This is a genomic window from Halioxenophilus aromaticivorans (assembly GCF_042850945.1).
In the GTDB taxonomy this organism is placed as follows: Bacteria; Pseudomonadota; Gammaproteobacteria; order Pseudomonadales; family Cellvibrionaceae; genus Halioxenophilus; species Halioxenophilus aromaticivorans.
In genome coordinates this window covers 4134968-4157976 of record NZ_AP031496.1, presented here as the reverse complement: position 1 = coordinate 4157976, position 23009 = coordinate 4134968, and the positions used below count along the sequence as shown (strand labels likewise).

At 51.4% G+C, this 23009-nt stretch carries 18 protein-coding genes; 10 read left to right on the top strand and 8 right to left on the bottom strand.

What is annotated here, in order from left to right; all coding sequences use genetic code 11:
• Positions 1-262 precede the first annotated feature (262 nt).
• Positions 263-1036, bottom strand: coding sequence for a haloacid dehalogenase type II (locus ACGHM3_RS17830; protein WP_345425924.1), 774 nt, complete (start codon positions 1034-1036; stop codon positions 263-265).
• Between the two features lie 45 nt (positions 1037-1081).
• Here ACGHM3_RS17830 and ACGHM3_RS17825 point away from each other — a divergent pair, with 45 nt between their 5' ends.
• The 6 genes from ACGHM3_RS17825 to ACGHM3_RS17800 all read left to right on the top strand — a co-directional run bounded on the left by ACGHM3_RS17825 (position 1082) and on the right by ACGHM3_RS17800 (position 9527).
• Positions 1082-2155, top strand: a complete 1074-nt coding sequence (locus ACGHM3_RS17825; protein WP_345425922.1) for a PQQ-binding-like beta-propeller repeat protein — start codon at positions 1082-1084, stop codon at positions 2153-2155.
• A 191-nt stretch (positions 2156-2346) separates the two neighbouring features.
• Positions 2347-2499, top strand: a complete 153-nt coding sequence (locus tag ACGHM3_RS17820) for a hypothetical protein (RefSeq protein WP_345425920.1) — start codon at positions 2347-2349, stop codon at positions 2497-2499.
• A gap of 335 nt (positions 2500-2834) precedes the next feature.
• Complete coding sequence (locus ACGHM3_RS17815) at positions 2835-3974, top strand: efflux RND transporter periplasmic adaptor subunit (protein ID WP_345425918.1); 1140 nt, start codon at positions 2835-2837, stop codon at positions 3972-3974.
• A gap of 14 nt (positions 3975-3988) precedes the next feature.
• Entirely contained in the window at positions 3989-7153 is a 3165-nt protein-coding gene (locus ACGHM3_RS17810) for an efflux RND transporter permease subunit (RefSeq protein WP_345425916.1), read from the top strand.
• Positions 7150-8595 carry an efflux transporter outer membrane subunit gene (locus ACGHM3_RS17805; protein ID WP_345425914.1) on the top strand — a complete coding sequence of 482 codons (1446 nt, stop codon included), beginning with the start codon at positions 7150-7152 and terminating at the stop codon, positions 8593-8595. Before ACGHM3_RS17810 ends, ACGHM3_RS17805 begins: the two co-directional genes overlap by 4 nt.
• A gap of 302 nt (positions 8596-8897) precedes the next feature.
• Positions 8898-9527, top strand: coding sequence for a helix-turn-helix domain-containing protein (locus ACGHM3_RS17800; protein ID WP_345425912.1), 630 nt, complete (start codon positions 8898-8900; stop codon positions 9525-9527).
• A 92-nt stretch (positions 9528-9619) separates the two neighbouring features.
• On the opposite strand, the gene ACGHM3_RS17795 is transcribed toward ACGHM3_RS17800, so the two are convergent.
• The 7 genes from ACGHM3_RS17795 to ACGHM3_RS17765 all read right to left on the bottom strand — a co-directional run bounded on the left by ACGHM3_RS17795 (position 9620) and on the right by ACGHM3_RS17765 (position 17630).
• Positions 9620-11002 (bottom strand): aromatic ring-hydroxylating dioxygenase subunit alpha, encoded by a 1383-nt coding sequence (locus ACGHM3_RS17795; RefSeq protein WP_345425910.1) that lies wholly within the window; start codon positions 11000-11002, stop codon positions 9620-9622.
• Between the two features lie 29 nt (positions 11003-11031).
• Entirely contained in the window at positions 11032-12174 is a 1143-nt protein-coding gene (locus ACGHM3_RS17790) for a thiolase family protein (protein ID WP_345425908.1), read from the bottom strand.
• Between the two features lie 2 nt (positions 12175-12176).
• Positions 12177-12602: an OB-fold domain-containing protein gene (locus ACGHM3_RS17785; protein ID WP_345425906.1), complete on the bottom strand. Its 426-nt coding sequence runs from the start codon at positions 12600-12602 to the stop codon at positions 12177-12179.
• 90 nt (positions 12603-12692) lie between these two features.
• On the bottom strand, positions 12693-14081 hold the full coding sequence (lpdA, locus tag ACGHM3_RS17780) for a dihydrolipoyl dehydrogenase (RefSeq protein WP_345425904.1): 1389 nt from the start codon (positions 14079-14081) through the stop codon (positions 12693-12695).
• Positions 14082-14089: 8 nt separating this feature from the next.
• Positions 14090-15598: a 2-oxo acid dehydrogenase subunit E2 gene (locus ACGHM3_RS17775; RefSeq protein WP_345425902.1), complete on the bottom strand. Its 1509-nt coding sequence runs from the start codon at positions 15596-15598 to the stop codon at positions 14090-14092.
• 3 nt (positions 15599-15601) lie between these two features.
• Positions 15602-16648, bottom strand: a complete 1047-nt coding sequence (locus ACGHM3_RS17770) for an alpha-ketoacid dehydrogenase subunit beta (protein ID WP_345425900.1) — start codon at positions 16646-16648, stop codon at positions 15602-15604.
• Positions 16649-16658: 10 nt separating this feature from the next.
• The gene (locus ACGHM3_RS17765) at positions 16659-17630 is read right to left on the bottom strand and encodes a thiamine pyrophosphate-dependent dehydrogenase E1 component subunit alpha (protein ID WP_345425898.1); all 972 of its coding nucleotides are present in this window, start codon (positions 17628-17630) and stop codon (positions 16659-16661) included.
• Positions 17631-18167: 537 nt separating this feature from the next.
• Here ACGHM3_RS17765 and ACGHM3_RS17760 point away from each other — a divergent pair.
• The 4 genes from ACGHM3_RS17760 (at position 18168) to ACGHM3_RS17745 (ending at position 23005) form a co-directional block, all read left to right on the top strand.
• A complete protein-coding gene (locus tag ACGHM3_RS17760) occupies positions 18168-18863 on the top strand; it encodes a TetR/AcrR family transcriptional regulator (RefSeq protein WP_345425896.1) in 696 nt (231 codons plus the stop codon).
• A 353-nt stretch (positions 18864-19216) separates the two neighbouring features.
• Positions 19217-20851 carry an AMP-binding protein gene (locus ACGHM3_RS17755; protein ID WP_345425894.1) on the top strand — a complete coding sequence of 545 codons (1635 nt, stop codon included), beginning with the start codon at positions 19217-19219 and terminating at the stop codon, positions 20849-20851.
• Positions 20851-21681 (top strand): ThuA domain-containing protein, encoded by an 831-nt coding sequence (locus ACGHM3_RS17750; protein WP_345425892.1) that lies wholly within the window; start codon positions 20851-20853, stop codon positions 21679-21681. Before ACGHM3_RS17755 ends, ACGHM3_RS17750 begins: the two co-directional genes overlap by 1 nt.
• A 136-nt stretch (positions 21682-21817) precedes the next feature.
• Positions 21818-23005 (top strand): acyl-CoA dehydrogenase family protein, encoded by a 1188-nt coding sequence (locus ACGHM3_RS17745; RefSeq protein WP_345425890.1) that lies wholly within the window; start codon positions 21818-21820, stop codon positions 23003-23005.
• Positions 23006-23009 lie beyond the last annotated feature (4 nt).

Below are 23009 nucleotides of genomic sequence, written 5' to 3'. Positions count from 1 at the left end.
TCAATGACGAGATCGGAAGCGAGAGAATCGCTTGTGACGTCAAAAAAATCCGATGGTTCTCTATTTTGCTTCTCTGGTTTGATTGATCTATTTAAGAATTTTAAGTGGGCTGGGATCTGGAGCGGCCGCGGTGCCGCTCCAGGATGATGAGTAGATATTTAAGGCTCTCGCTACATCACTAAAGCCCCATAAGTGAGGTCAGCCCAGCAGCGCTAGGGTTGAGCAAGCGCTATTGTGGTAAATTGAAGTGCTGAGTAAAACGTTATGGTTTGAGCAAAATGTCTGTTAGCTCAGTAAGGTTTTTAACAGTGTAATCGGCATCAATTGCTAACGGGTAGGATACTTTTCCAGGCCTCTGTATAAACGCGGCCTGCATACCGGCAGCTTTAGCGCCAGCAGTATCCCAGCCATGCGCGGCTACCATTAACGCTTGATCAGTTTGAATGCCCATTTGTTCAGCGGCCCATTGGTAGGTTTTTAGATGGGGCTTGTACAATTCGATATCTTCAACGCTTAGCCGGCGATCAAATAAGTCCAGCAAGCCTGCGTTTTCAAATTGCGCCTTTACGCCTGCGTTAGAGGAATTGGTTAGACTGACTAAGGTGAAACCGGCTTTTTTTAGGGCAATTAAGCCTTGTTTCACATCCGGGTGAGGCGGCAGGCTTCTGAGTGGCTCAACAATGGCTTTCTTAGCGTCCTGCTCCGTAATTGCAATGTCGTTAATCTCTGCCACCATCATCAGGGCTGCAACACCTACCTTACCAAATTGGTGATAGCGGCCGGTGGCGCTCTCTACTAGGGAGTAGTGCAGCATAGTAGAAAACCACAGCGGTAAAAGGTCGTCTCTCCCTCCGAGTGCTGCACCTACTGATTCACGCATGGATTCTAAGTCCAGTAGTGTCTCGTTAACGTCGAAGAATATGACTTTGGGTATCGGGTTTTCTTGCTCAGGGTGTAGCTTCTGTGCTTGGGCAACTGATGATAGGCTGGCTATTAAGAAAGTTATTGCTAATATTGCTGACTTAACAGTTGTCATACATTCCCCATGTGAGATTTGCGAGTATGTTCAGACAATTGACGTATGAAATGGTTCGCGGGCAATATTGGTAACCCTCCTTGTTTTAGTTTGACGCTTCAACGTCAGGTGGAACAACGGTTTGGTGGCGCCGTATGGACTGGCGGCAGTTATGATCCAAAGTCGGATCTGATTTATTTTGGTGTAGGCAACACCTACAACACAGCATCACTGCTATTGGTAGATACACCAGAAGGCCACACCAACGATGCTGCCTATACCGAAGCGACCATTGCCCTAAAGCCAGACACCGGTGAATTGGCTTGGTATTTCCAACACATGAAACGCGATGTGTGGGACATGGATTGGACCTTCGAACAAACCCTGGTGGATATGACTGTCGACGGCGAAAAGCGCAAACTGTTAGTCACCGGCGGTAAAATGGGGTTGTTCGATGCCATTGATCGTCAAGATGGTGAATTTGTATTTTACCGCGATGTGGGATTGCAAAATGTTGTCACTGCGGTCGATCCAGTCACCGGCGCTAAAACCATCAACCCGGATTTAAAACCAGAGCCCAATGTGGCCAAGTTGATCTGTCCTTCTGCCGGCGGGATTCGCAATTGGCCAGCCACGGCCTACCAGCCGGATACCCAGGTGCTGTTTGTACCGGTTAACGATGGCTGTGCGGATTTTTATTGGGAGCCTTTGCCTGAAGAAGAACGTATTAACGGTGGTATCGACCAAAAATTTACCATGCGTGCTCGGCCGGGTAACGACGGATTATTTGGCGGTTTACACGCTATCGATTTAAAAACCGGAGAGACACTGTGGAAACAACGGCGTCGGGCCACCAACGCCAGCTCTGTTTTGGCCACTGCCGGAGGTGTGGTATTTCACGGTGCTCGTGACCGCTATTTCCGAGCTCATCACCAAAAAACTGGTGAAGAATTGTGGAGCACGCGTTTGGATATGGTGGCGAGCTCTTCGCCAATTACCTACAGCGCTGGCGGCGAACAATATATTGCCGTGACCACTGGCGCCGGTAATCCACAGGATCGGCATTATGCTGAACTAACGCCCGAAATCCAAAACCCCACCGGGTCCATTACACTTTGGGTTTTTAAATTAAAAAAATAGGGTCGTGTGAGCCCCGTGCAAACGGGGCCTAACTCAAGATCCCTGCATAGGAAGTTGCTGATTTAACGATTGATGATATACACAGCACCGATATATTAATCTTTTCCCCAAAGCGCGAGTTGCTGCGACGGGAGTCCACTCTCCAAGCCGGTAATGATGGCCTGGTAATTTTGCCGGATGGAACACGCTCTGTGTCAAGTGCTAGGCAAGGTGGCATAACGGAGATCGCGCCGGGTAAGGAGCCGCGCTTGATTGTAGAAAACCTGCCGCTGGCCGCCTCCATGTATTACGACTCCGGCGCCAAGCAGCTGCAAGCGACAGCAATCCAACCATGGTGCCAATGAATGCCTACCACAGCTTGGTGTTTGTGCCGTTTTATCAATAACCTCAAAACACTTGCCAATAGTCGATTACGACACGCCTTGTTCTCTTTTCCACGGTAGGCTACTTATTCCACGGCGTTCGCCGATCTTATCCACTGATGAACACGTTACCCTGCGAGTTGCTTGCTTAAATGGGCTACTAAAGGGCCTGGAGTTCACCAAAACTCTCCAACTTGCTCAATAAAATTGATGCATCTTCGCATTGACTTTTCACTATAGAGAAATGAGAATGGGTAATCTCATTTTTTGAGATCGAATATTCTCATTTTTACGCCAACCGATTCGGTATCTCTCTTATGTCGCGGATGTCTGTCCCCCTAATTGCGCTTGTTGCGCTCCTATCAGCTTGTGGTAAAGAGGTCGCTCAGCAAACTTCGCCACCACCACCTACCAATGTTGGCGTGGTCACCCTGGAATCAAGTCCGGTTACTTTATCTACCACTCTGCCGGGTCGCACTGTGGCGATTAAAACCGCTGAGGTTCGCCCCCAGGTTGAAGGTATTATCCAAGAGCGGTTTTTCACCCAGGGCGCCGAAGTAAAAGCAGGCCAAGCGCTTTACCAAATCGACCCAGCCACCTACCGAGCCGCCTTTAACAAAGCTCAGGCATCCTACAATTCTGCGTCTGCCACCGCGCGTCGTTACGAGGCTTTGGTTAAATCCAACGCCATCAGCCGGCAGGTTTACGACGATGCTGTATCCACCGCAGAGCAGGCCAAGGCAGACCTGGATTCCAGCAAAGTCAACTTGGAATACGCCAATATTAAGGCGCCTATCAGCGGTGTTATCGGTCGCTCTTTGGTTACCGAAGGCGCGCTGGTCACCAGCGGTCAGAGCAGCTATCTAACAACCATTTCCCAGTTAGATCCGATCTACGTAGATTTAAGCGAATCTTCACGAGAGTTATTAAAGCTGCGCCGAGACCTGCAGCAGGGCAGATTGGAAGCAGTTAACGATCACCAAGCAGCCGTAACCTTGCTGTTGGAAGACGGCACCGTCTACAGCCATGAGGGTAAGTTGGGATTTTCTGAGGTGACAGTGGATAACGGCACCGGCTCGGTAACCTTACGAGCGACCTTTCCCAACCCAGATCGAGCCCTGCTACCTGGCATGTTTGTGCATGCTAAGCTGCAAAAAGCCGTACAAGAGAATGCCATCCTAGTACCGCAAGAAGCCATTCAACATGATAACAAAGGCGATGCCTGGGTATACGTTGTTGCCGAACAAAACAAGGTTGAGCGTCGTACCGTCGAACTGGGCGATATGATGCAAGGAAATTGGTTGGTCGCCAAGGGACTCAGCGCGGGTGATCAAGTAGTTGTTGAAGGCTTACAGATGATCAACGCCGGAGCCACGGTTGCCGTTACCGAGCAAACGCCGCGAGCGGAAAAAGAACCGAAGGCGGCACTGTCCATGACCGACCCTTCCGCACGCTAAGGTAGGGATAATTCATGTCTAACTTTTTTATCCGCAGGCCAATTTTTGCCTGGGTTATTGCCTTGTTGATCATGATGGCCGGTGCCATGTCCATCAAGCAGCTGCCCATTAATCAGTACCCGGATATCGCCCCGCCGGCGGTATCCATTAACGTTGCCTACCCGGGCGCCAGTGCGGAGACCACTCAACAGACCGTGGTGCAGGTGATTGAGCAGCAATTAAACGGCATTGATAACCTGCGATATATCGAATCACAAAGTAACAGCGATGGCAGCGCCACAATTATTGTTACTTTCGATCAGGGCACAGACCCAGATATTGCCCAGGTACAAGTGCAAAACAAAGTGTCCTTGGCCGAAGCACTGTTGCCGCAATCGGTAACCGAGCAGGGCATTCCGGTACGCAAATACCAGATGAACATTATGTTGGTGGTGAGCTTAATCAATACCGACGGTCAAATGACCGATTCCGACTTGAGCGATCTGTTGGTATCGAAGCTGGAAGACCCCATTGTGCGCACCAAAGGCGTGGGCGATTTTATGTTGATGGGCTCCGAGTACGCCATGCGCATTTGGTTAGACCCAGCAAAACTGGCGCAATACAATTTGATCCCCAGCGATGTTAGCACCGCGATCCAGCAGCAGAACGTGCAGGTATCCTCCGGCCAAATTGGCGGCTTACCCACGGTTCCTACCTCAAAAGTCAGTGCTACCATTTTAAGTAAAACTCGTTTTGAGAGCGTCCAGCAATTTGAAGATGTACTGCTAAAAGTAAACCCCGATGGCTCCCAGGTGCGTTTAAGCGACGTGGCCAACGTTGGCCTGGGGCCAGAGAGCTACGCCATTTCCACCACAGTGCAAGGAAACCCAGCCTCGGGTTTGGCCTTGCGCTTAGCCACTGGCGCCAATTTGCTGGATACCATCAATGGCGTAAAAGCAGCGGTGGAAAATCTAAAACCGTCTTTACCTGACGGCGTGCAGGTTGAATTTCCCTACGATACCTCACCGGTAGTTGAAGCTTCCATTGAGAAAGTGGTACACACATTAATAGAAGCCATTGTTTTGGTGTTTATTGTGATGTTTGTGTTCCTGCAAAACCTGCGTGCCACATTGGTAACCACCATGGTGGTACCGGTGGTGTTATTGGGTACCTTCGGCGTTTTATACGCGTTCGGTTACACCATTAATACACTCACCATGTTCGGCATGGTATTGGCCATCGGTTTGTTGGTGGACGACGCCATCGTGGTGGTGGAAAACGTTGAGCGAGTGATGCACGAAGAGGGCGTAGGCCCCAAAGAAGCCACCGTAAAATCCATGGGGCAAATTCAAGGTGCTTTATTTGGTATTGCCATGGTACTCAGTGCGGTGTTGATACCCATGGCATTTTTCAGCGGCTCCACTGGTGTTATCTATCGGCAGTTTTCCATCACCATTGTTGCTGCCATGATTTTATCGGTGATCGTGGCTTTAATATTCACCCCAGCCTTGTGCGCAACCTTGTTAAAACCCCTCAGCGCCGAGAAAAAAACCAAGGGATTTGCCGGTTGGTTTAATCGTTGGTTTGATCGCGGTAGTGCTAAATATATCTCCGGTGTGCGCACCCTGATCAATCGCCGAGTGCTGTTTATGGTGGTTTGGTTGGGTATTGTGGGTGTTACTGGTTGGTTGTTCTCGCGTCTGCCAACGACCTTTTTGCCGGAGGAAGACCAGGGCGTTATGATGGTGCAAATAACCTTGCCCGCCAACGCCTCGGCGCTGCGCACCCAGCAGGTGATCGATAAAGTCCAAACCTATTTCGCCGAGCAAGAACCCGAGGCCGTGCAATCGACGTTTGCCGCCAACGGCTTTAGCTTTGCTGGCCGTGGCCAGAACGTTGCCATGATGTTCGTTAAGTTAAAAGATTGGGCCGAACGAGAAGACCCCAACCTCAGTGCGCAAGCCGTTGCCGGCAGAGCCATGGGATATTTTTCGCAAGTGCGCGAAGCTCAGATATTTGCCTTGGTGCCTCCAGCGGTAATGGAGCTAGGTAACGCTACCGGTTTTGATTTTTATTTGCAGGATATCGGTGGTAATGGCCATGAAGCCTTAATGGCAACCATGGGTCAGTTTTTGGGTATGGCCTACCAAGACCCGCGTTTGTTTATGGTACGCCACAACGGAATGCCCAACGAACCCCAGTACAAATTACAGATTGACGACGAACGAGCTCGAGCCCTGGGTTTGAGCCTAACCGATATTAACAACACTTTGTCTACAGCGTGGGGTTCCAGCTTTGTTAACCAGTTTATGTTTAATGATCGGGTGAAGAACGTCTACATTCAGGGCAGGGCAAGTTCACGCAGTACTCCGGACGATTTGAACAGTTGGTATTTCCGTAACAGCGACGGAGACATGGTGCCTTTTTCAGCCTTCGCCAGCGGCGATTGGACCTGGGGCTCGCCTCGCTTTGAACGCTTTAATGGCGTCACCTCGGTTAATATCCAAGGTGCGCCGGCTTCGGGCTACAGTTCCGGAGATGCGGTGCAAGCCGTGCTAGAACTGGCGGAAAAACTGCCGCCGGGGTACCGCATTGAATGGCGTGGTATTTCCTACGAGGAGCAAACAGCGGGCTCGCAAACCCTTATGCTGTATGCCATTTCCCTGGCCGTAGTTTTCCTTTGCTTAGCCGCCCTGTACGAAAGCTGGTTCATCCCTATCTCTGTATTACTGGTTGTACCTCTAGGCGTGTTGGGTACTGTGGGTGCAATGTTACTGCGTGGTTTAGAAAACGATGTGTTTTTCCAAGTGGGGCTGTTAACCACTGTTGGCCTGGCGGCGAAGAACGCCATTTTGATTGTGGAGTTTGCCAAAGAGCTACACGAGCAAGGCAAAGGTATTGTGGAGGCAGCAGTAGAAGCCGCGAGCCTGCGCATTCGCCCTATTATTATGACGTCCATGGCCTTTATTATGGGTGTTCTACCGCTGACGCTGTCCTCAGGTGCCGGCGCCGGTAGTCAGCATTCCATCGGTACCGCGGTGATCGGCGGCATGTTCACCTCCACATTTTTGGCGGTGTTCTTCGTGCCCATGTTTTACGTAGTGATCGTTAAACTGTTTAGTCGCAAACCTAAGCCCCAATCCAATCCCCAATCCAAACCCGAGCAGGATCAGGCAGCTAGTCAGGAGGTGACGGTATGATTGCGACTAACAAAACGCTGCTAACGATGCTGATTTCCGCTGTGGGTATTACTGGCTGTACTATGCAGCCAGAATATCAAGCACCGGTATTGCCGGTGCAGAGCGAATGGCAGGGCCAACCGGTGCCGGCCTCGGCGGACGAACAAGCGGTGGATCAAATCCATTGGCAGAGCTTTTTTAATCAGCCAGATTTGCAAAACCTGATTCAACTAGCGCTGCAAAATAATCGCGACTTGCAAATCGCTGCGCTCAATATTCAGTCGGCTAAGGCCCGCTACCGTATCGAGCGCTCGGCGTTACTGCCATCACTGGATGCCACGGCCACCAAAACAGCCACCCATTTACCCCAGGGCGTATTTATGACGCAGCAAGGGGGTGAGGTGACCTATCAGGATTACCAGGCCGGGTTAGGGATTACCGCGTGGGAGCTGGATTTGTTTGGCCGTATTCGCAGTTTAAAAGGCCAAGCGTTGGAAACTTTTTTTGCAACCCAAGCCAACGCAGTGGCGGTTAAAACCAGCTTAATGGTAGAAGTGGCCCAGGCCTATCTTACCCTGTGTGCTGACAACGACCTGCTTAGGCTGGCGCAGGAAACTCATGCTAACCAAGAGGCCGCTTGGCAATTGGTGAAACAAACCTTTGATGCCGGGGTAAGCAATGAGCTGGAATTAACCCAGGCCGAAACCAGTGTGAAAAGTGCCCAGGCGGATTTAATTCAGTACCAGCGAGTAGTGCGGCAAGATATAAACGCGCTGCGGTTGTTGCTGGGTACTGCCGTACCGGCGCAGACCTTGGCTAACGCTTCACTGGGCAAAGATTGGCAGTTCCCGGCGGTCAGTGCTGGGTTGCCATCGGATTTGCTCACCCGTAGGCCCGATATTATCGCCGCAGAGCACACCCTAAAGGCCGCCAATGCCAACATTGGTGCCGCGCGCGCGGCTTTCTTTCCCAGTATTTCGTTAACGGCGTTTGCCGGTTCTCAGTCCAGCAGTTTGAGTGGCTTGTTTGACGACAATTCCGGCGCCTGGACCTTTACGCCCAGCATTTCGCTGCCCTTATTCACCGGCGGTGCCAACAAGGCCAATTTGGACGTGGCCGAGCTAAGCAAGCAAGTGGAAGTGGCCACCTACGAAAAAGCCGTGCAAACGGCGTTTCAGGAAGTGTCCGATGCTCTGGCCGGCAAGGCCACCTACGATGCCGAACTCAGTGCCCGAGCGGACTTTGCCGATGCCAACCAACGCTATTATGAACTGGCCGAAATGCGTTTTAACCAGGGTGTGGACAGCTTCTTGGAGGTGCTCGATGCCCAGCGCAATTTATACGCTGCGCGTCAAAGCCAAGTGAGCACGGAGCTTGCTGCCCTGGTGCAAAAGATCACCTTATACAAGGTGCTGGGTGGCGGTTGGCAGAATTTATCCGTACAAGCGGTTGAGGAAGGCTAACGTAAAATGCACTCTCATTGCTGGCGAAGCAGTGCCTTGGCAAGGTATCGAGACAAAGTATCGAGACAAGTGTCGAAGCAAACAGACAGAACAAAGAGTCACAGCAAAAAGACATAGCAGATAGACTTAACAAATAGACATAACAAATAGACATAACAAATAGACATAACAAATAGACATAGCAAATAGACATAGCAAAGGAAAATTGCACAGGGACGTGCCATCAAATTCAATAGCAACAACATTTGAGTTTGCTAGTAGTAAAGTGTCAAAAAATTCTTACAGTAATAACGAGAACAGCAGTGAAGAATACGGCCCAATTAGCAAGAGAAGAGCGACAGCAGGCGCGGCGGGAGCTTATTCGCGATGCCGCCGATGAGCTATTTAAAGAAAAAGGCCTAGCGGCAACTTCCATGGCGGATATCGCTAAGCGCACTCAATTGGGGGCAGGGCAGATCTACCGTCTGTTTGAAAACAAAGAAGCCATTGTTAAAGAGATTATTGCGCAGCGGGTGGAGGGTTATGTCGAGGATTTACTCAGTGATTATCACTCCCCTAAGACAACGTTTGAGGACTTAGCCTGTTTGTACACCAATGAGCGTACTCAAACCATGTGCCCTGACAGCGATCGCAACTTTATTTTAGAGGTATACGCCGAAGCCACCCGCAATGAGTTGGTAAACGATATCTTGCTGGAAAAAGAGTCCCTCATGAAGGACAGCGCTACCCAGATGCTGCGCAAAACACTGCCGGATGCCACGGAAGTTGAGCTTGAGGCCATGGTGGAGTTTTTTGGGGTGATGCATGCGGGCACCATTATGCGACGGCCCATTCGTGAATTTTACGCCTCACCGGAAAAAGAATGCGCATTAAAAAAGCTCTACAATAAAATTTACAGCAGCTTGTTCGAGCGGTGTAGTAAAACGGCTTAGTAGCCCATTTCGGGTAATAAGCGAGAGGCAAAATAAAAAGGCCAAGCTGAATAATCAGCTTGGCCTTTTTTGACTTTACGCGTGATCGTAGCTTAGGCTTTTAGGTATTTATCCAGGGTTTGGTGCAAGTGCCGAATACGGCTTTCTTGGTAACTGCCCAAACTCACCGCACCTTTTTTAGAGGCCTTCATGCCTTTTTGTACCATGGGCATATTAGCGTCGTCCTGGTCGAACACAACACCTAGGTCGCCTAGCTCTTTGGCATCGGCAAAGCATTGGTCTGGGCGTAGTTTGGTCACCGGCTTGCCAGCGGGTTTTTCTTCCCCTTTGGGCACTCTGAACAGCAACATGGTATCAAATAAGCAGCTATCGGGGTCGTCACCGTTGGGCAAAAAGCGGTACACAATATTGCCGTGGTAGCCAGTCCAAACCTGCATATTGGGGAAGGCGCTGTACAAGATCGCATCTTCCAACTCCGCAGCTGTAGCATCGCTCAGGTCTTCTCCGCTGACATCTTCAAAGATTTTGCGGTTCATATCGGCCACGTATTTACGTGCGGTGAATCCCTCTGGTAGTAATTGGCCGTCGGAGCCGCTCAGCGCCATGCGGCCGGATAAATCCAAAATATCTTTTAAGGTTTTTTCTTCGGCAATGCCTTCCAAGTGTGGGCTGGCCACACCCATGGGGGTAACGGAGCGGCTAATGTTGTCGCCAAAGGTGTCGTACTGGGAATTGGCATCACCGGTAAAGGTCATAATCTCGCGGTGGGTAGCCACCGTGTGGAAAGATTCCATAAAGGCTTCTGCGCCGACCTTCCAGTTACATTGCACCACGCGTTGTACGTGGGCACCTTTGTAGTATTCGTGTAGTGGAAAACGCTGAAAATGTTCCGGCATGGGCGCCAGGTAATCGGCCAAAGGCTCTGCGTTTTGGTCGAAATTAATAAATACAAAGCCGCCCCAGGTATCTACCTTAACCTGTGGTAGGCTCATATCTTTGTCTTCTAAATGGCGGAAGTCCCACTTACAGGGGATGCCCTTAAAATTACCGTCCAAATCCCAGGTGGCGCCGTGGAAAGGGCAAGCGAATTCCTGCACGCAGCCGTCTTCTTCGCGCAGAATGCGGCCACGGTGTAGGCAAGAGTTAATAAAACCTTTGATTTCATCTTTGGATGAGCGCGTGATAATCACCGACTGGTCGATAACCTCGTACACGTGGTGGTCACCCACTTCCGGAATATCCTCAACACGGCAGGCCATTTGCCACACCTTCGGCCACAGCTTTTCTTTTTCCAGTTGGTGGTATTCCGGAGAGATCCAGCGAGCAACGTCTAGGTCTTCATCGCCCATATAGTCACAGGTGTTTTCCCGTAAATAAGCCGGTACTTCTACTTCTTCTGCATCGAGTAATTCCTGAAACGAAATGCCTTCGCAGCGTACACCATCACCTTGCTGTCTTTTTTGCTGAGTTGTCATAGCTAATCTCCGCTTTTACTTATTCGTCGTTATCGGGAAATGATGTTTACGCCGCTTAAACCCGGTGCGCCGTAAACGTGGGTGTAACCCACCTGTGGATTATTCGGAACCTGCCGTTCGCCGGCCTCGTTGCGCAGTTGCACACACACTTCGTATACCTGGCGCAAACCCGAGGCGCCCACCGGCTCGCCGTTGGCCAGGCAGCCGCCATCGGTATTGACCGGCAAGCGGCCGTCGATGCGCGTTGCGCCTTCACGCAGTAATTTTTCTTGTTCGCCGTGTTCGCAAAAGCCGTTCTCTGCCATGTGGATGATCTCGGTTCCGGAATCGGTGTCTTGCAGTTGCATTACGTCGATGTCTTCCGGCCCAATGCCGGCCAGTTCAAAGGCAGCTTTGGATGCGGTCACCGTAGGAGCATCAGCCACGGTCATGGCCTGGGACGGGCTGAACACTTCAAAGCTGCCGTAGTGGCGGGTGCGCACAGCAGCGGCCTTTAAGTACAGTGGTTTACTGGTAAAGCGCTTGGCCAATTTGGCGTTGCATAGAATCAGCGCGGCGCCACCTTCTGCCGGGCTGCAAAACATGTATTTTCGCAGTGGGTCGCTGACCATGGTGGAGTTGGCAATTTCGTCGTAACTGAGGGCTTGTCGGCGCCAGGCGGTGGGCGTAATAGAGCCGTTAAAAAAAGCCTTTTCTGCCACGCGCACTATGGCATCTTCACTGATGCCGTGGTCGTGCAGGTAGCGCTGGGTTTTTAACGCAAAAAATTGCGTGGTGAGCATCATGCCGGTTTCACCATACCAATCGTCCAACCCCCAGTCAGCGGGTTTAGGGTTAAAGGCTCCGCGCGAGTGTTTGTCAAAACCAACCACGCAACCGATATCGTATTCGCCGGATTTTATGGCCGTGTAAGCGGCGTGCAGCGAACTGCCGCCGGTGGCGCAGCCGTTCCATATATTGGTGAATTGCAATCCGGTTAAACCCAGCTCATTCACCAGGGCATCGGCGTTGCCGGCATCTTGGCTGCCGCCGTAGGCAAATTGCATGTCTTTCCAGGTTAAACCGGCATCGGCTAGCGCAGCGCGAATGGCATTGGCGCCCTGTTGCTGGCCGGTAAACTCAGGTGAGCGGCCAAAAGGGTGTAGCCCCAATCCGATAATGGCGACGTCCATGGTTATTCCTCCAGCGCGCTAAAACAGTAAGTCATGATTTGAGTGCCTTGCTCGTCGGTACGAAAGGGCACTATCTCCAATTGCATGGGCATACCAATTCGCAGCTGCTCTCGCTGGTTGGGGGTCAGCCGAGCTTCCACTCTTACACCGCCGGGCATCTCCACATAGCCAACGCCGTAGGGGCGAAAGGTCTCTGGGTTTTCGTCGCTGTGGTAGGGCTCTTTAGGCATAAAACTTTGGATGGTCCAACTCCATAGGGTGCCTTTGCTACCCAATGGCACCACATCGGTTTCCCGGCCACTGCAATGGCGGCAGTCTGATTGCGCAGGAAAAGTTGTTTCACCACAGTTTAAGCAGCGGCTGCCCAATAGTTGAGACTGTTCGGCGGGCCACGTAAATAGGCCTTCGTGTATTGGAATTTGGCTCATAGTTTTTTTCGTTGTTGGGTGAGCGAAAATTGTTTTGAGAACGTTGTTCTGCTTATGTTGTTTTGCGTTCTATGTTGAGGGCTGCAGATCTTATTGATGCAGTGCAATACCCAACGAACTTAAAACGGATTCGTGCATGGCTTCAGAAACGCTGGGGTGTGCAAATACCGTGTGGGCCAGCTCGTGGGCGGTGGCTTCCAACTGTTGCGCTATGCCAAAGCCTTGGATTTGTTCGGTAACCTCTGGACCAATCATATGTGCGCCCCATAGCTCACCGGTGTTTTTATCGAACACGGTTTTTATAAAGCCATCGCTGTCGCCGATGGCTAACGCTTTGCCGTTGGCCGATAAGTTAAATTTACCTACACTGACGGCCAAGCCCTGTTGCTTGGCTTTTTGCTCGCTTAATCCCACGCTGGCAATTTGCGGGCGGCAGTAGGTGCAGCCAGGAATTCGTTCGGCTTTTAGTGGCTGAACATCGATGCCGGCAATTTTTTCCACGCAAAGAATGCCTTCGTGGCTGGCTTTATGGGCTAGCCAAGGCGGGCCGGCAACATCGCCAATGGCGTATAGGCCAACGACGTTGGTGCGGCTAAAGGCATCGGTTGTTATAAAGCCGCGCTCGGTTTGTGCACCGACGTTTTCCAAACCAATGTTCTCGATATTGCCGGTAATCCCAACGGCAACAATGATGTTATCCACCGCCAACGTTAGGGTTTCTTCTCCCTGTTGTAATGTGGCTATTGCCTCGGTGCCGGTGCGGTCAATGGATTGCAAGGTGGTGTTGGTTAATACCGATATTTTGCGTTTGGCGAACTGGGCTTGTAGGTGTGCAGATACCTCGGCGTCTTCTGCCGGCACAATGCGGTCCACCGCTTCTACCAAGGTAACCTCGCTGCCTAAGTCGTTATACAAACTGGCAAACTCCACACCGATGGCACCGGCGCCAATAATCAACAGCCGCTTGGGTAGCATTTTGGGCGTCATGGCTTCGCGCACACCCCAAACGGTTTGGCCATCTACCTCTAGGCCGGGTAGGGCACGCGCCCGGGCACCGGTGGCGAGAATAATATGCGGTGCGGTAAGTGTGACTGAGTTGCTGCTTAGCTCAACTTGGAGTACGCCTTTATCAACGACGCTGGCATTACCTTTAAAAACAGTTATGTTGTTTTTTTTCATTAGGTAATCGATGCCTTGGCTGAGCTTACCCGCCACGCTGCGGCTGTGGTCCACCAGCTTGCCAAGGTCGAATTCGATGTTACCCAGGTTAAAACCAAAGTGGCTTGCTTCACTTAAGGTATGTGCCACCTCGGCACCGCGCAGCAGTGCTTTGGTGGGGATGCAGCCCCAGTTTAAGCAAACGCCGCCCATGTCGGCTTTTTCTACCAGCGCGGTGCTAAATCCTAATTGGGCTGCGCGTATGGCGGCAACGTAGCCACCGGGGCCACTGCCGACGACAATTAAATCAAAGTTTGTCATGGCTACCTCTAACCCAGCATGGTGGCGGGTTGCTCAATAAATGCTTTTAGGCAAGCTAAGAACTGTGCCGCTACTGCGCCATCAATAACACGGTGATCACTGGATAGCGTCAGCGACATTACGGTGGCCACACTCAGCTCGCCATTTTTTACCACCGGCCGTTGCTCGCCACTGCCCACGGCCAAAATAGCTGCCTGGGGTGGGTTGATAATGGCATCAAATTGTTTGACGCCAAACATGCCGAGGTTGGAAATACAAAAGCTGCCGCCTTGGAATTCATCCGGCTGCAAGCGATTTAATTTGGCGCGGGTGGCGAGGTCTCGGGTGGCGTTAGAAATATCCAGCAAGCCCTTACGGTTAGCTTGTTTAACGATGGGGGTAATTAGGCCCTCGTCAATGGCAACAGCTACGGAGATATCGGTATCGGTGAATTGCTTTATGGTGTCGCCTTCCAGTTGCACGTTGACTGCCGGTACCTGCATTAGGGCACAGGCCACGGCTTTAATCACAAAGTCGTTGACTGAGACTATAGCGTTGCTAGCACTGTTGATTTGTTTGCGGGTGGCTAACAGGTTGTCGATTTCGCAATCCACGTGGACCCGAAAATGGGGCGCGGTTTGTTTGGATTGTTGCAGACGACTGGCAATGGTTTTGCGCATGCCGCTCATGGGAGTTGCGTTAAACGGCGCAGGCTCGTTGGCAGGTAGCTCTGGAAAGGTTTCCAGTTTACGTTGCAGAGCCGCGGCGGCTTCCACATCGGCCTTGCACACGCGTTGGCGGTCGCCACTGGAGCGGCAATCCACTAAGGAAATACCCAGCTCCGTGGCTAGTCGGCGCGCAACCGGTGTGGCTTTAATGAGACTATCATCAATGTTGGTGCGGCTTTTTCCGTCGCCCTGGCTGGGTTTGGCGCTGTGCAGTTTACCACCAGCACTACTCACAGCGGCCTCAACATCGGCCTTGGAAATTCGGCCGTGATGGCCGGTAGCGCCTACGTTGTGCAGGTTAACGCCGTACTGCTGGGCCAAGCGTCTGGCCACTGGAGATGCCGCCACTAGACTGTCGTCCTCGCCTTGGGTCAGTGCAGACAGATTAGTGCTTGCTAAGTTGTTACTCTTAATGGAAACCACTTCAGCCGATTTTGCAGTGGCGGCCGCTGGCTCTTCCTGGGTTGGTGCCGCCACTGGTGCTACATCCGACGGTGTAGCTTCTGTCGGTGCTGGAGAACCGGCCTTACTGGCGATGAACGCTTGTATATCAGCATCGCTGGTATCGGCATCGGCCAACACGCCCAGCATGCCGCCCACCGGGTGGGTCTCACCATTGTTGGCTATAATGGCTCGCAGCACGCCGGAGTGGGTGGCGGTTACCGTGTTAACGATTTTACTGGTCTCAACGTCAACCACATCGTCGCCGGCATTGATGCTATCGCCCACGGTAAAATACCAGTCGTTTATAACGCCTTCGGACATTTCCATGCCCCACTTGGGCATTTGAATGGCTACTATGCTAGACATATATTACGCCTCCAAAACATCGCGCACGGCGGCAATGATTTTTTCCACACTGGGTACGTAGGCGTCTTCTAATTCCGGAGCGAAGGGCACGGGGGTGTGGGGTGCGGTGACTTTGCGGATAGGCGCTTTTAGGCTGTGAAAACCTTTTTCGGCCACTATGCTGGAGATGTCTGCGGCCAGGCTGCAGCGTTCATGGGCTTCATCAACGATGACTAAACGGCCGGTGACTTCCACGCTTTCCAGTATGGCTTCGTCGTCCAGTGGCGATACGGTACGTGGGTCAATAACATCGCATTCAATGCCTTCTTTGGCCAGTTGATCTGCGGCCTCGATGGCGCGATTGACCATATTGGACATAGCAACGATGGTGACGTCGTTACCCTGACGAGGGAAGGCTGCTTCACCGAATGGTATGGAGTAGCTCTCGTCGGGCACTTCGCATTTATTGTCGTACATGATCTTGTGTTCGAGGAAGATCACCGGGTCATCATCGCGGATGGCTTCGATCATCAATCCCTTAGCATCGTAGGCGTTGCTGGGCATAACAACCTTTAGCCCCGGCATGTGGGTCACCACAGGATGCAGCATATTGGAGTGCTGGGCGCCTGCACGCCAGCCGGCGCCAACGGTGCCTCGTATAACCATGGGTGTGCGTGACTTACCACCAAACATATAGCGGAATTTGGCCGCTTGGTTGAATATTTGATCAAAGCAAACGCCGATAAAATCAAAAAACATCAGTTCTACCACCGGGCGTAGGCCATTGTTGGCAGCACCGGCGGCGGCGCCGATAATGGCGGATTCGCTGATGGGGGTATCAATAACGCGCTCGCGGCCAAACTCAGGCATGAGGCCCTTGGTAACGCCGAATACGCCGCCGTAGGCGTCGTCTTGCCCTGGGCAGCCGGCACCACCGGAGACTTCCTCACCCATAATGATGACGTTAGGGTCCCGGCGCATTTCTTGGCGCAGCGCGTCGTTGATGGCTTCTCGATAGGTTTTTACCGAGGTAGACCCGGCAACAGGGGTAATAATCGCTGGTTTATTCATTGCGGTTTCCTCAGTAAGTGCAGTAGACGTCGGCTAGCAGGTCGGTGGCGGGGTTGGGCTTGGGTGCGGATAGGCCGTCTTGTACGGCTTGCTCGATCAGCTCCATAACCTCGGCATCGATGGTGTCCATTTGCTCTTGGCTGAGCCACTTTTCTTTCAGAACTCGGGCTTGGAAAAACTGCAAGCAGTCTTGCTCTTTGCGGGCGGCTTTTACTTCGCCATCGCCGCGGTAGAGTTGGGGGTCACCAATAAAGTGGCCGTCAAATCGTACCGTGGTGGCTTCAATGGCGGTGGGGCCTTCGCCGTTGCGCGCCCGCGCAATGGCCTCTTTGCAAGCCTCGTATACGGCGAAGAAATCGTTTCCATCCACACACACACTGGGCATACCAAAGCTGCGGTTGCGCTCGGCTAGGCTGTCACATCCCAGGGCGTAGTTGGCTGAGGTACCTTCGGCGTAGCCGTTGTTTTCAAACATAAATACGTGGGGCAGTTTCAGTACTACCGCCAAGTTTAGCGCTTCTAAAACTGTGCCCTGGTTGGCACTGCCATCGCCGCTAAACGACAGGGCTATATCTTTTGTACCTCGGGTTTTAGCACCCAATGCCGCGCCGTTGCACAGCGGCGGGCCACCACCTACGATGGCGTTTGCGCCAATCATACCTTTGTCGAAATCGGCGATGTGCATGGAGCCACCTTTGCCTTTGCACAGGCCTGTAGCCCGGCCCATGATTTCTTGCATCATGCCGCTGACATCGCAGCCCTTGGCAATGCAATGGCCGTGGCCGCGGTGGGTGCTGCCAATAATATCTTTATCGGAAAGATCGATACACGCGGCGACGGCGACGGCTTCTTGGCCGTTGGACGCGTGGACAAATCCGGGGATGGTCCCTGCTTCGAACTCTTTGATACAGCGCTCTTCGAACTCGCGGATGGTTTTCATCACGCGGTAGACGCGCAACAGAAAATCTGTTTGATATGGCATCGGTGCCCCCTTCATTATTAATTATTTTTTAGGCGTTGACTGAGTCTAAAACAATGAAATAACAAAAACAAACCTGTTTGATTGCTTTTTTGTTGAAGTTCATCCAGCGCTAAAAAAGCTTCTGCGGTTTACGGCGTTGCATAGACCGCCGGCACGTTGTGTTGGCGGCCATGGTAAATGGGTATTAGGCATTTAACGTGATTTGACGCCAGGCTCGGTACTGCCTTATCTGGCAGGTGGGGTGTTGGATGTCAGGCTCGGCAAATTCTGCTCAAAGATGGGGGCTGGTTTCAATGGCAGTATGACGCGTTTATCAACATTGGACATAAAACATTTTTTTGATTTCTTAATTTTATCGTGTTGGTTGAATCTATTGGTAGGGCGTATCACAGTAGGATGCCAATAGTAGTAACGATATCAGTGGCTTAGTTGGTAGGCGATGGGTTTCAACAATGCTGTTTAAAGGGTGCAGAAAATCAGTAACTTAGGTACTATTGCTGCAATGTTTGGGAACAAGTACAACCGTTTGGGATTTGTATGGCTAAAGCAACAACCACCTCAAAGGCGGTGAAAAACAAAAAAGTTAGGTCGGCCGGTGCGGTCAGGCCTGGTGAGGCCGGGTGGCAGGCCGAAAAAAGCGCTATGACTCGCCTGGCCATTATGCAGGCTGCGGTGGAATGTTTAATAGAGTTGGGCTACACCAAAGCCACAACATCACTTATTGCCGAATACGCCGGTGTGTCTCGCGGAGCCATGATGCACCACTTTCCATCCCGTATGTCGGTGATCTCGGCCGTGGTTGGTTATCTGCACGACCTACGGTTAAAAGAATATCGAGAGTTGATGTCAGGTATCGATAACCCCTCTGGGGCGTTGACCAAAGAGATCATCAAAGAGAGCGTCACCGCTGCGTGGGAATACGTCAACCTACCATCTTTTGTGGCCTACCAAGAGCTTCTAGCCGCATCGCGTACCGATGACGAACTCAAAGAAATTATGGCTCCAGTGGAAAAAGATTTTGAAAAGCAATTTTTAAAGCTGGTGCGCGGTATTTTTCCACATTGGGCCTATACCGACCCTACTGTATTAGAAGCTGCTCACGATATGGTGCAATTTTTAATGAAGGGTATGTCTCTTAGCCATATGTCCATGCGGCGAGAAGCCAGATCGCAGAAGGTTATGGAGTACTTAACCCTAGTGTTGCAGCAAATGTACCTGGAGGGAAATACCTGAGGTGTTGATTGGTTGCAGTGTTCAAAAAGAGGCTGCCTAGGCGGCCTTTTTTGTGCCTGATCGATTCTCCCTAATTGGCGTGTTATTGCGATTAGAAATAACCGATCCCACTCTTATTTCCAGGCTGTTTTTCTAGCCCATTGCACGAGTGTTCAGTGCTGTTGTGGTTACCTCTATTTAAAGCTAGTCTCAAATACGCAGCGTTAGTGTTACCTTTGATATAAATTAAAACAGCGTTGATTGTTTTATATTAATGGGTTACTTTTGCCTGCAATACTAATCATAAAAGCGCGTAGCCAAATCAAATTCCGCACCGCCCTGGGGCAGATAGGCTAACGCGCAAAGGGGGACCGATGGTTTCTAATTCTACGTCACACAGCGCTCAGAGCAGTGGTGATTATCGTCAAAAAACCATTGCGCAAGTGGCTGCAGAACTCGCTGACCGGCGACCAGATGAGGTGGCGATCTACGTAGAAGACGACAACCACATTACCTTTGGTAGCGTCTACCAGGAAGCACTAATGCTGGCGGCCGCGCTCCAAAATAGCGGTTTAGTGGCGGGTGACATTGTCAGTTTTCAGCTACCCAATTGGCGTGAGTCGGCGGCGCTGGACATCGCTGCGGCTTTGCTTGGCCTAGTCGTAAACCCAATTATTCCAATTTACCGAGATAAAGAAGTCGGTTTTATTTTGACTGACACCAAAGCCAAAGTGGTATTGATTCCCCAGCGATTCCGAGGCTATGACTTTCCGGCAATGATCGAGCGCCTGTGGCCTCAGTTAGCGAATTTGCAGCAGGTGGTTGTGGTGCGTGGCGATGCACCCTCGCAGGGCGATGGTTTTGTTGATTATATCGCATACCTAGAGGGCGCTGCTGCTCATTCGTTGGTACCGGCGGAGGTCGATTGTTCCAGTACTAAAATTGTGATGTATACCTCCGGCACCACCGGTAACCCAAAGGCTGTGCGTCATAGCCACAACAGCTTAACCAAAGCATTCGACAACGGAGCCGAGGCGTGGCAGTTAGGACGTGGCGACGTTATGTTAATGCCTTCCCCCGTTACCCACATCACCGGCTTTGTGAATGGCATAGAGTTGCCCTTTTTCAGTGAGGCCAAGGCGGCTTTTATGGAGCAGTGGCAGGTTGATGCAGCCATCACTTATATGAAACGCATTGATGCTACTGCTTGCATCAGTGCCACTCCATTTTTGCAAGAGTTGGTTAATGCCTGCGCTAAATCCGGCGAGCGGTTGCCGCTATTGCGCATGTTTGCCTGCGGCGGTGCTTCTGTGCCACCGAGCTTAATTTACGACACCCACCGAGTGCTGGAAAATTGCCGCGCGTTTCGGGTGTACGGTAGCACCGAGTCCCCCTTGGTGACCGTGGGCTTTCGGTTGCCTGAACAAGAAACTCTAGCCGCAGAAACTGACGGTTACATTTTTAACTGGCAGGTTCGTATCGAAGACGACGATGGTAATGCTTTACCGCTAGGTAGGGATGGCGAGGTATTGGTACGTGGCCCGGCTATGATGCAGGGGTATGCTAATTCCGAGCAGACACAGCAGGCAATTACTGAGGATGGCTTTTTCCGCACAGGTGATATTGGCCATATAACCAATGATGGTGCTATTGTGATTACCGATCGCAAAAAAGACATTATTATTCGAGGTGGGGAAAACCTCAGTGCGCGGGAAATTGAAGACGTTCTGCATGCTCACCCGAGCATAGAGCAGGTTGCCATTGTGGCTATGCCGCACGAGCGGCTGGGCGAGGGGGTTTGTGCCTGTGTGGTGTTAAGTGCTAAGCAAGAGCTCACCTTGGATAGTTTGAAGTCTTTTTTGGCCACTACGGGATTAGCAAAACAAAAATGGCCGGAAAAGCTGCACATTAAAAGCAGCTTACCTATGACTGCCTCCGGAAAGGTTAAAAAAGATGTACTGCGCAATGAAATAATAGCCCCCGCTGACGCTGTGGTGGAACAAAGCTAATGTCGGTTATCGACTACAACAGCCCGTTAAAGCTATTGCTCAGCGTAAAAGGTCACCCCTACCAGCGGGATGAATTCTTTGACTTATTCGAGGCCATGCCAGGGGTGAGTTATTCTGCGGTAGAACAGCCGCTTACCGAACACCTTCTGGCTCCAAGCGTGGTCTCTGAATTCGACAGTGTGGTGTTTTACGATATGCCCGGTTTGGATTTTCAATCTCGGCCGCCTCGCTTTGTAGAACCCTCCGCGCAGTATAAAGCCAATTTTATGGCGATGTTGGAGGCCGGTGTGGGGGTGGTGTTTCTGCACCATGCCATTGCCGCTTGGCCCACCTGGAATGAGTACAGTGAAATTGTTGGCGGCCGCTTTTTATACCGCCCCGGTGAAGTACGTAATAAACCTGCCCTGGATTCAGGCTATCAGCACGCGGTTACCTATCAAGCCAGTGTGCTGGCACAACACCCGGTTACCGCCGGCGTCGAGCCTAGCTTTGAAATTACGGATGAGCTCTATCTTTGTCAGATATTTGAAGATTCCGTAACGTCATTATTGCGCTCCGACTATCGGTTTGACGCCGGGCACTTTAACTCTGCCTACGCTGCGGTGGCCGACGATGCGCCAGAACAATGGCCTCACCCAGACGGTAGCGCGTTAGTGGGTTGGGTAAAATCCTATCGCAACAGTCCCATTGTTTATCTGCAAATGGGGGATACGCCGAGCGCCTACAGTAATTCAAATTATCAAGCGCTGTTGGCCAATGCCGTGCGCTGGGTGGCCAGTGATGACGCTAAGCAGTGGGCGAGGCGCGCTTGTCTGCGTAATGACTTGTGAAAGCCGGTGTCGAAAAAACAGCGTCGAATAGCTAGCACCGAAATGAGAGACTGTATTGGCACATTGCTTTTGTGTGACTTCAGTCATAAAATAAACAGGCCTGACTGTTTAATAAGTATAATTGAATAGGCAACCCATGAACGATACGCAATTCCGTGAACAAGTTCGAGAATTTCTAAAGTCGCATTTAAGTGCGGATCTACGCCGTGCCGGTGAGTTAATGACCAGCGTATTTGCTGAGTATGAAGCCACCATGCAGTGGCACAGAATTTTGTATCAACAAGGTTGGGTGGCGCCGGATTGGCCCCAGGAATACGGTGGTACCGGTTGGACACTTAGCCAGCGCTATATCTTTCAAGAGGAATGTAAGTTGGCCAATGCGCCGGCTCTACTGCCCATGGGATTGCAAATGCTTGGCCCAATGTTGATTCACTACGGCACCGCTGAGCAGAAAGAACACTATCTGCCTCGTATATTATCCGGTGAAGATGTTTGGTGCCAAGGTTATTCCGAACCAGGCGCCGGATCGGATCTAGCGTCTCTATCGACATCTGCCAACGCCGATGGCAGTGACTACCTAATTAATGGTTCAAAAATTTGGACCAGCTATGCCCAGCATTCCAATAAAATCTTTTGCTTGGTTCGCACCTCAAAAGAAGGCAAGCCCCAGCGTGGCATTAGCTTTATTTTGATTGATATGGCGAGCCCCGGTATTAAGGTTGATCCAATCGTTGGCTTGGATGGACGGGTAGAGCAGTGCCAGGTGTTTTTTGACAACGTTCGAGTTCCGGCAAAAAATCTGGTAGGCGAGGAAAACCAAGGTTGGGCGGTGGCCAAATATCTGTTGGAGTTTGAGCGTGGTGGCCATAACTTCACCATCGATCATAAAAAACAAATTGCCAAATTAAAAAAACAAATTGCCGATGAATGTACCGCCCAGGGCACGCCAAGAATTGATGACCCTGTGTTCGCTACTAAATTAGCAGCAGTAGAAGTGGATGCGTTGGCCCTGGAGTACACTGAGCTACGCATTAAGGGCGCTTTGCTGGCGGGCCAAAACCCCGGCGCGCTTTCGTCCATGACCAAAATCATGGGCACCGAGTTGGGCCAGAAATTTAACGAATTATCCGCAGAGGTAATGGGGCTAAATATCGCGCCTTACCAAGAGCATGCGCTGTGGCCGCAGTACCAAGGTGAAACCGTGGGCCCGGACTATGGCCTAACCACCATGGCGGAATACATTAATAACCGTGCCTCTACGATATATGGCGGTACAGCGGAAATTCAGCGTGACATCATTGCCAAGCATGTCCTTGGCCTATAGCGAA

What these genes read in the sequence shown, in the direction of transcription:
- ACGHM3_RS17760 (WP_345425896.1), top strand. Translation starts at nt 18,168, where the DNA reads ATGGCTAAAGCAACAACCACCTCAAAGGCGGTGAAAAACAAAAAAGTT.
- ACGHM3_RS17795 (WP_345425910.1), bottom strand. Translation starts at nt 11,002, where the DNA reads ATGACAACTCAGCAAAAAAGACAGCAAGGTGATGGTGTACGCTGCGAA.
- ACGHM3_RS17830 (WP_345425924.1), bottom strand. Translation starts at nt 1,036, where the DNA reads ATGACAACTGTTAAGTCAGCAATATTAGCAATAACTTTCTTAATAGCC.
- ACGHM3_RS17825 (WP_345425922.1), top strand. Translation starts at nt 1,082, where the DNA reads ATGAAATGGTTCGCGGGCAATATTGGTAACCCTCCTTGTTTTAGTTTG.
- ACGHM3_RS17785 (WP_345425906.1), bottom strand. Translation starts at nt 12,602, where the DNA reads ATGAGCCAAATTCCAATACACGAAGGCCTATTTACGTGGCCCGCCGAA.
- ACGHM3_RS17765 (WP_345425898.1), bottom strand. Translation starts at nt 17,630, where the DNA reads ATGCCATATCAAACAGATTTTCTGTTGCGCGTCTACCGCGTGATGAAA.
- ACGHM3_RS17790 (WP_345425908.1), bottom strand. Translation starts at nt 12,174, where the DNA reads ATGGACGTCGCCATTATCGGATTGGGGCTACACCCTTTTGGCCGCTCA.
- ACGHM3_RS17770 (WP_345425900.1), bottom strand. Translation starts at nt 16,648, where the DNA reads ATGAATAAACCAGCGATTATTACCCCTGTTGCCGGGTCTACCTCGGTA.
- ACGHM3_RS17810 (WP_345425916.1), top strand. Translation starts at nt 3,989, where the DNA reads ATGTCTAACTTTTTTATCCGCAGGCCAATTTTTGCCTGGGTTATTGCC.
- ACGHM3_RS17805 (WP_345425914.1), top strand. Translation starts at nt 7,150, where the DNA reads ATGATTGCGACTAACAAAACGCTGCTAACGATGCTGATTTCCGCTGTG.
- ACGHM3_RS17755 (WP_345425894.1), top strand. Translation starts at nt 19,217, where the DNA reads ATGGTTTCTAATTCTACGTCACACAGCGCTCAGAGCAGTGGTGATTAT.
- ACGHM3_RS17750 (WP_345425892.1), top strand. Translation starts at nt 20,851, where the DNA reads ATGTCGGTTATCGACTACAACAGCCCGTTAAAGCTATTGCTCAGCGTA.
- lpdA (WP_345425904.1), bottom strand. Translation starts at nt 14,081, where the DNA reads ATGACAAACTTTGATTTAATTGTCGTCGGCAGTGGCCCCGGTGGCTAC.
- ACGHM3_RS17815 (WP_345425918.1), top strand. Translation starts at nt 2,835, where the DNA reads ATGTCGCGGATGTCTGTCCCCCTAATTGCGCTTGTTGCGCTCCTATCA.
- ACGHM3_RS17775 (WP_345425902.1), bottom strand. Translation starts at nt 15,598, where the DNA reads ATGTCTAGCATAGTAGCCATTCAAATGCCCAAGTGGGGCATGGAAATG.
- ACGHM3_RS17745 (WP_345425890.1), top strand. Translation starts at nt 21,818, where the DNA reads ATGAACGATACGCAATTCCGTGAACAAGTTCGAGAATTTCTAAAGTCG.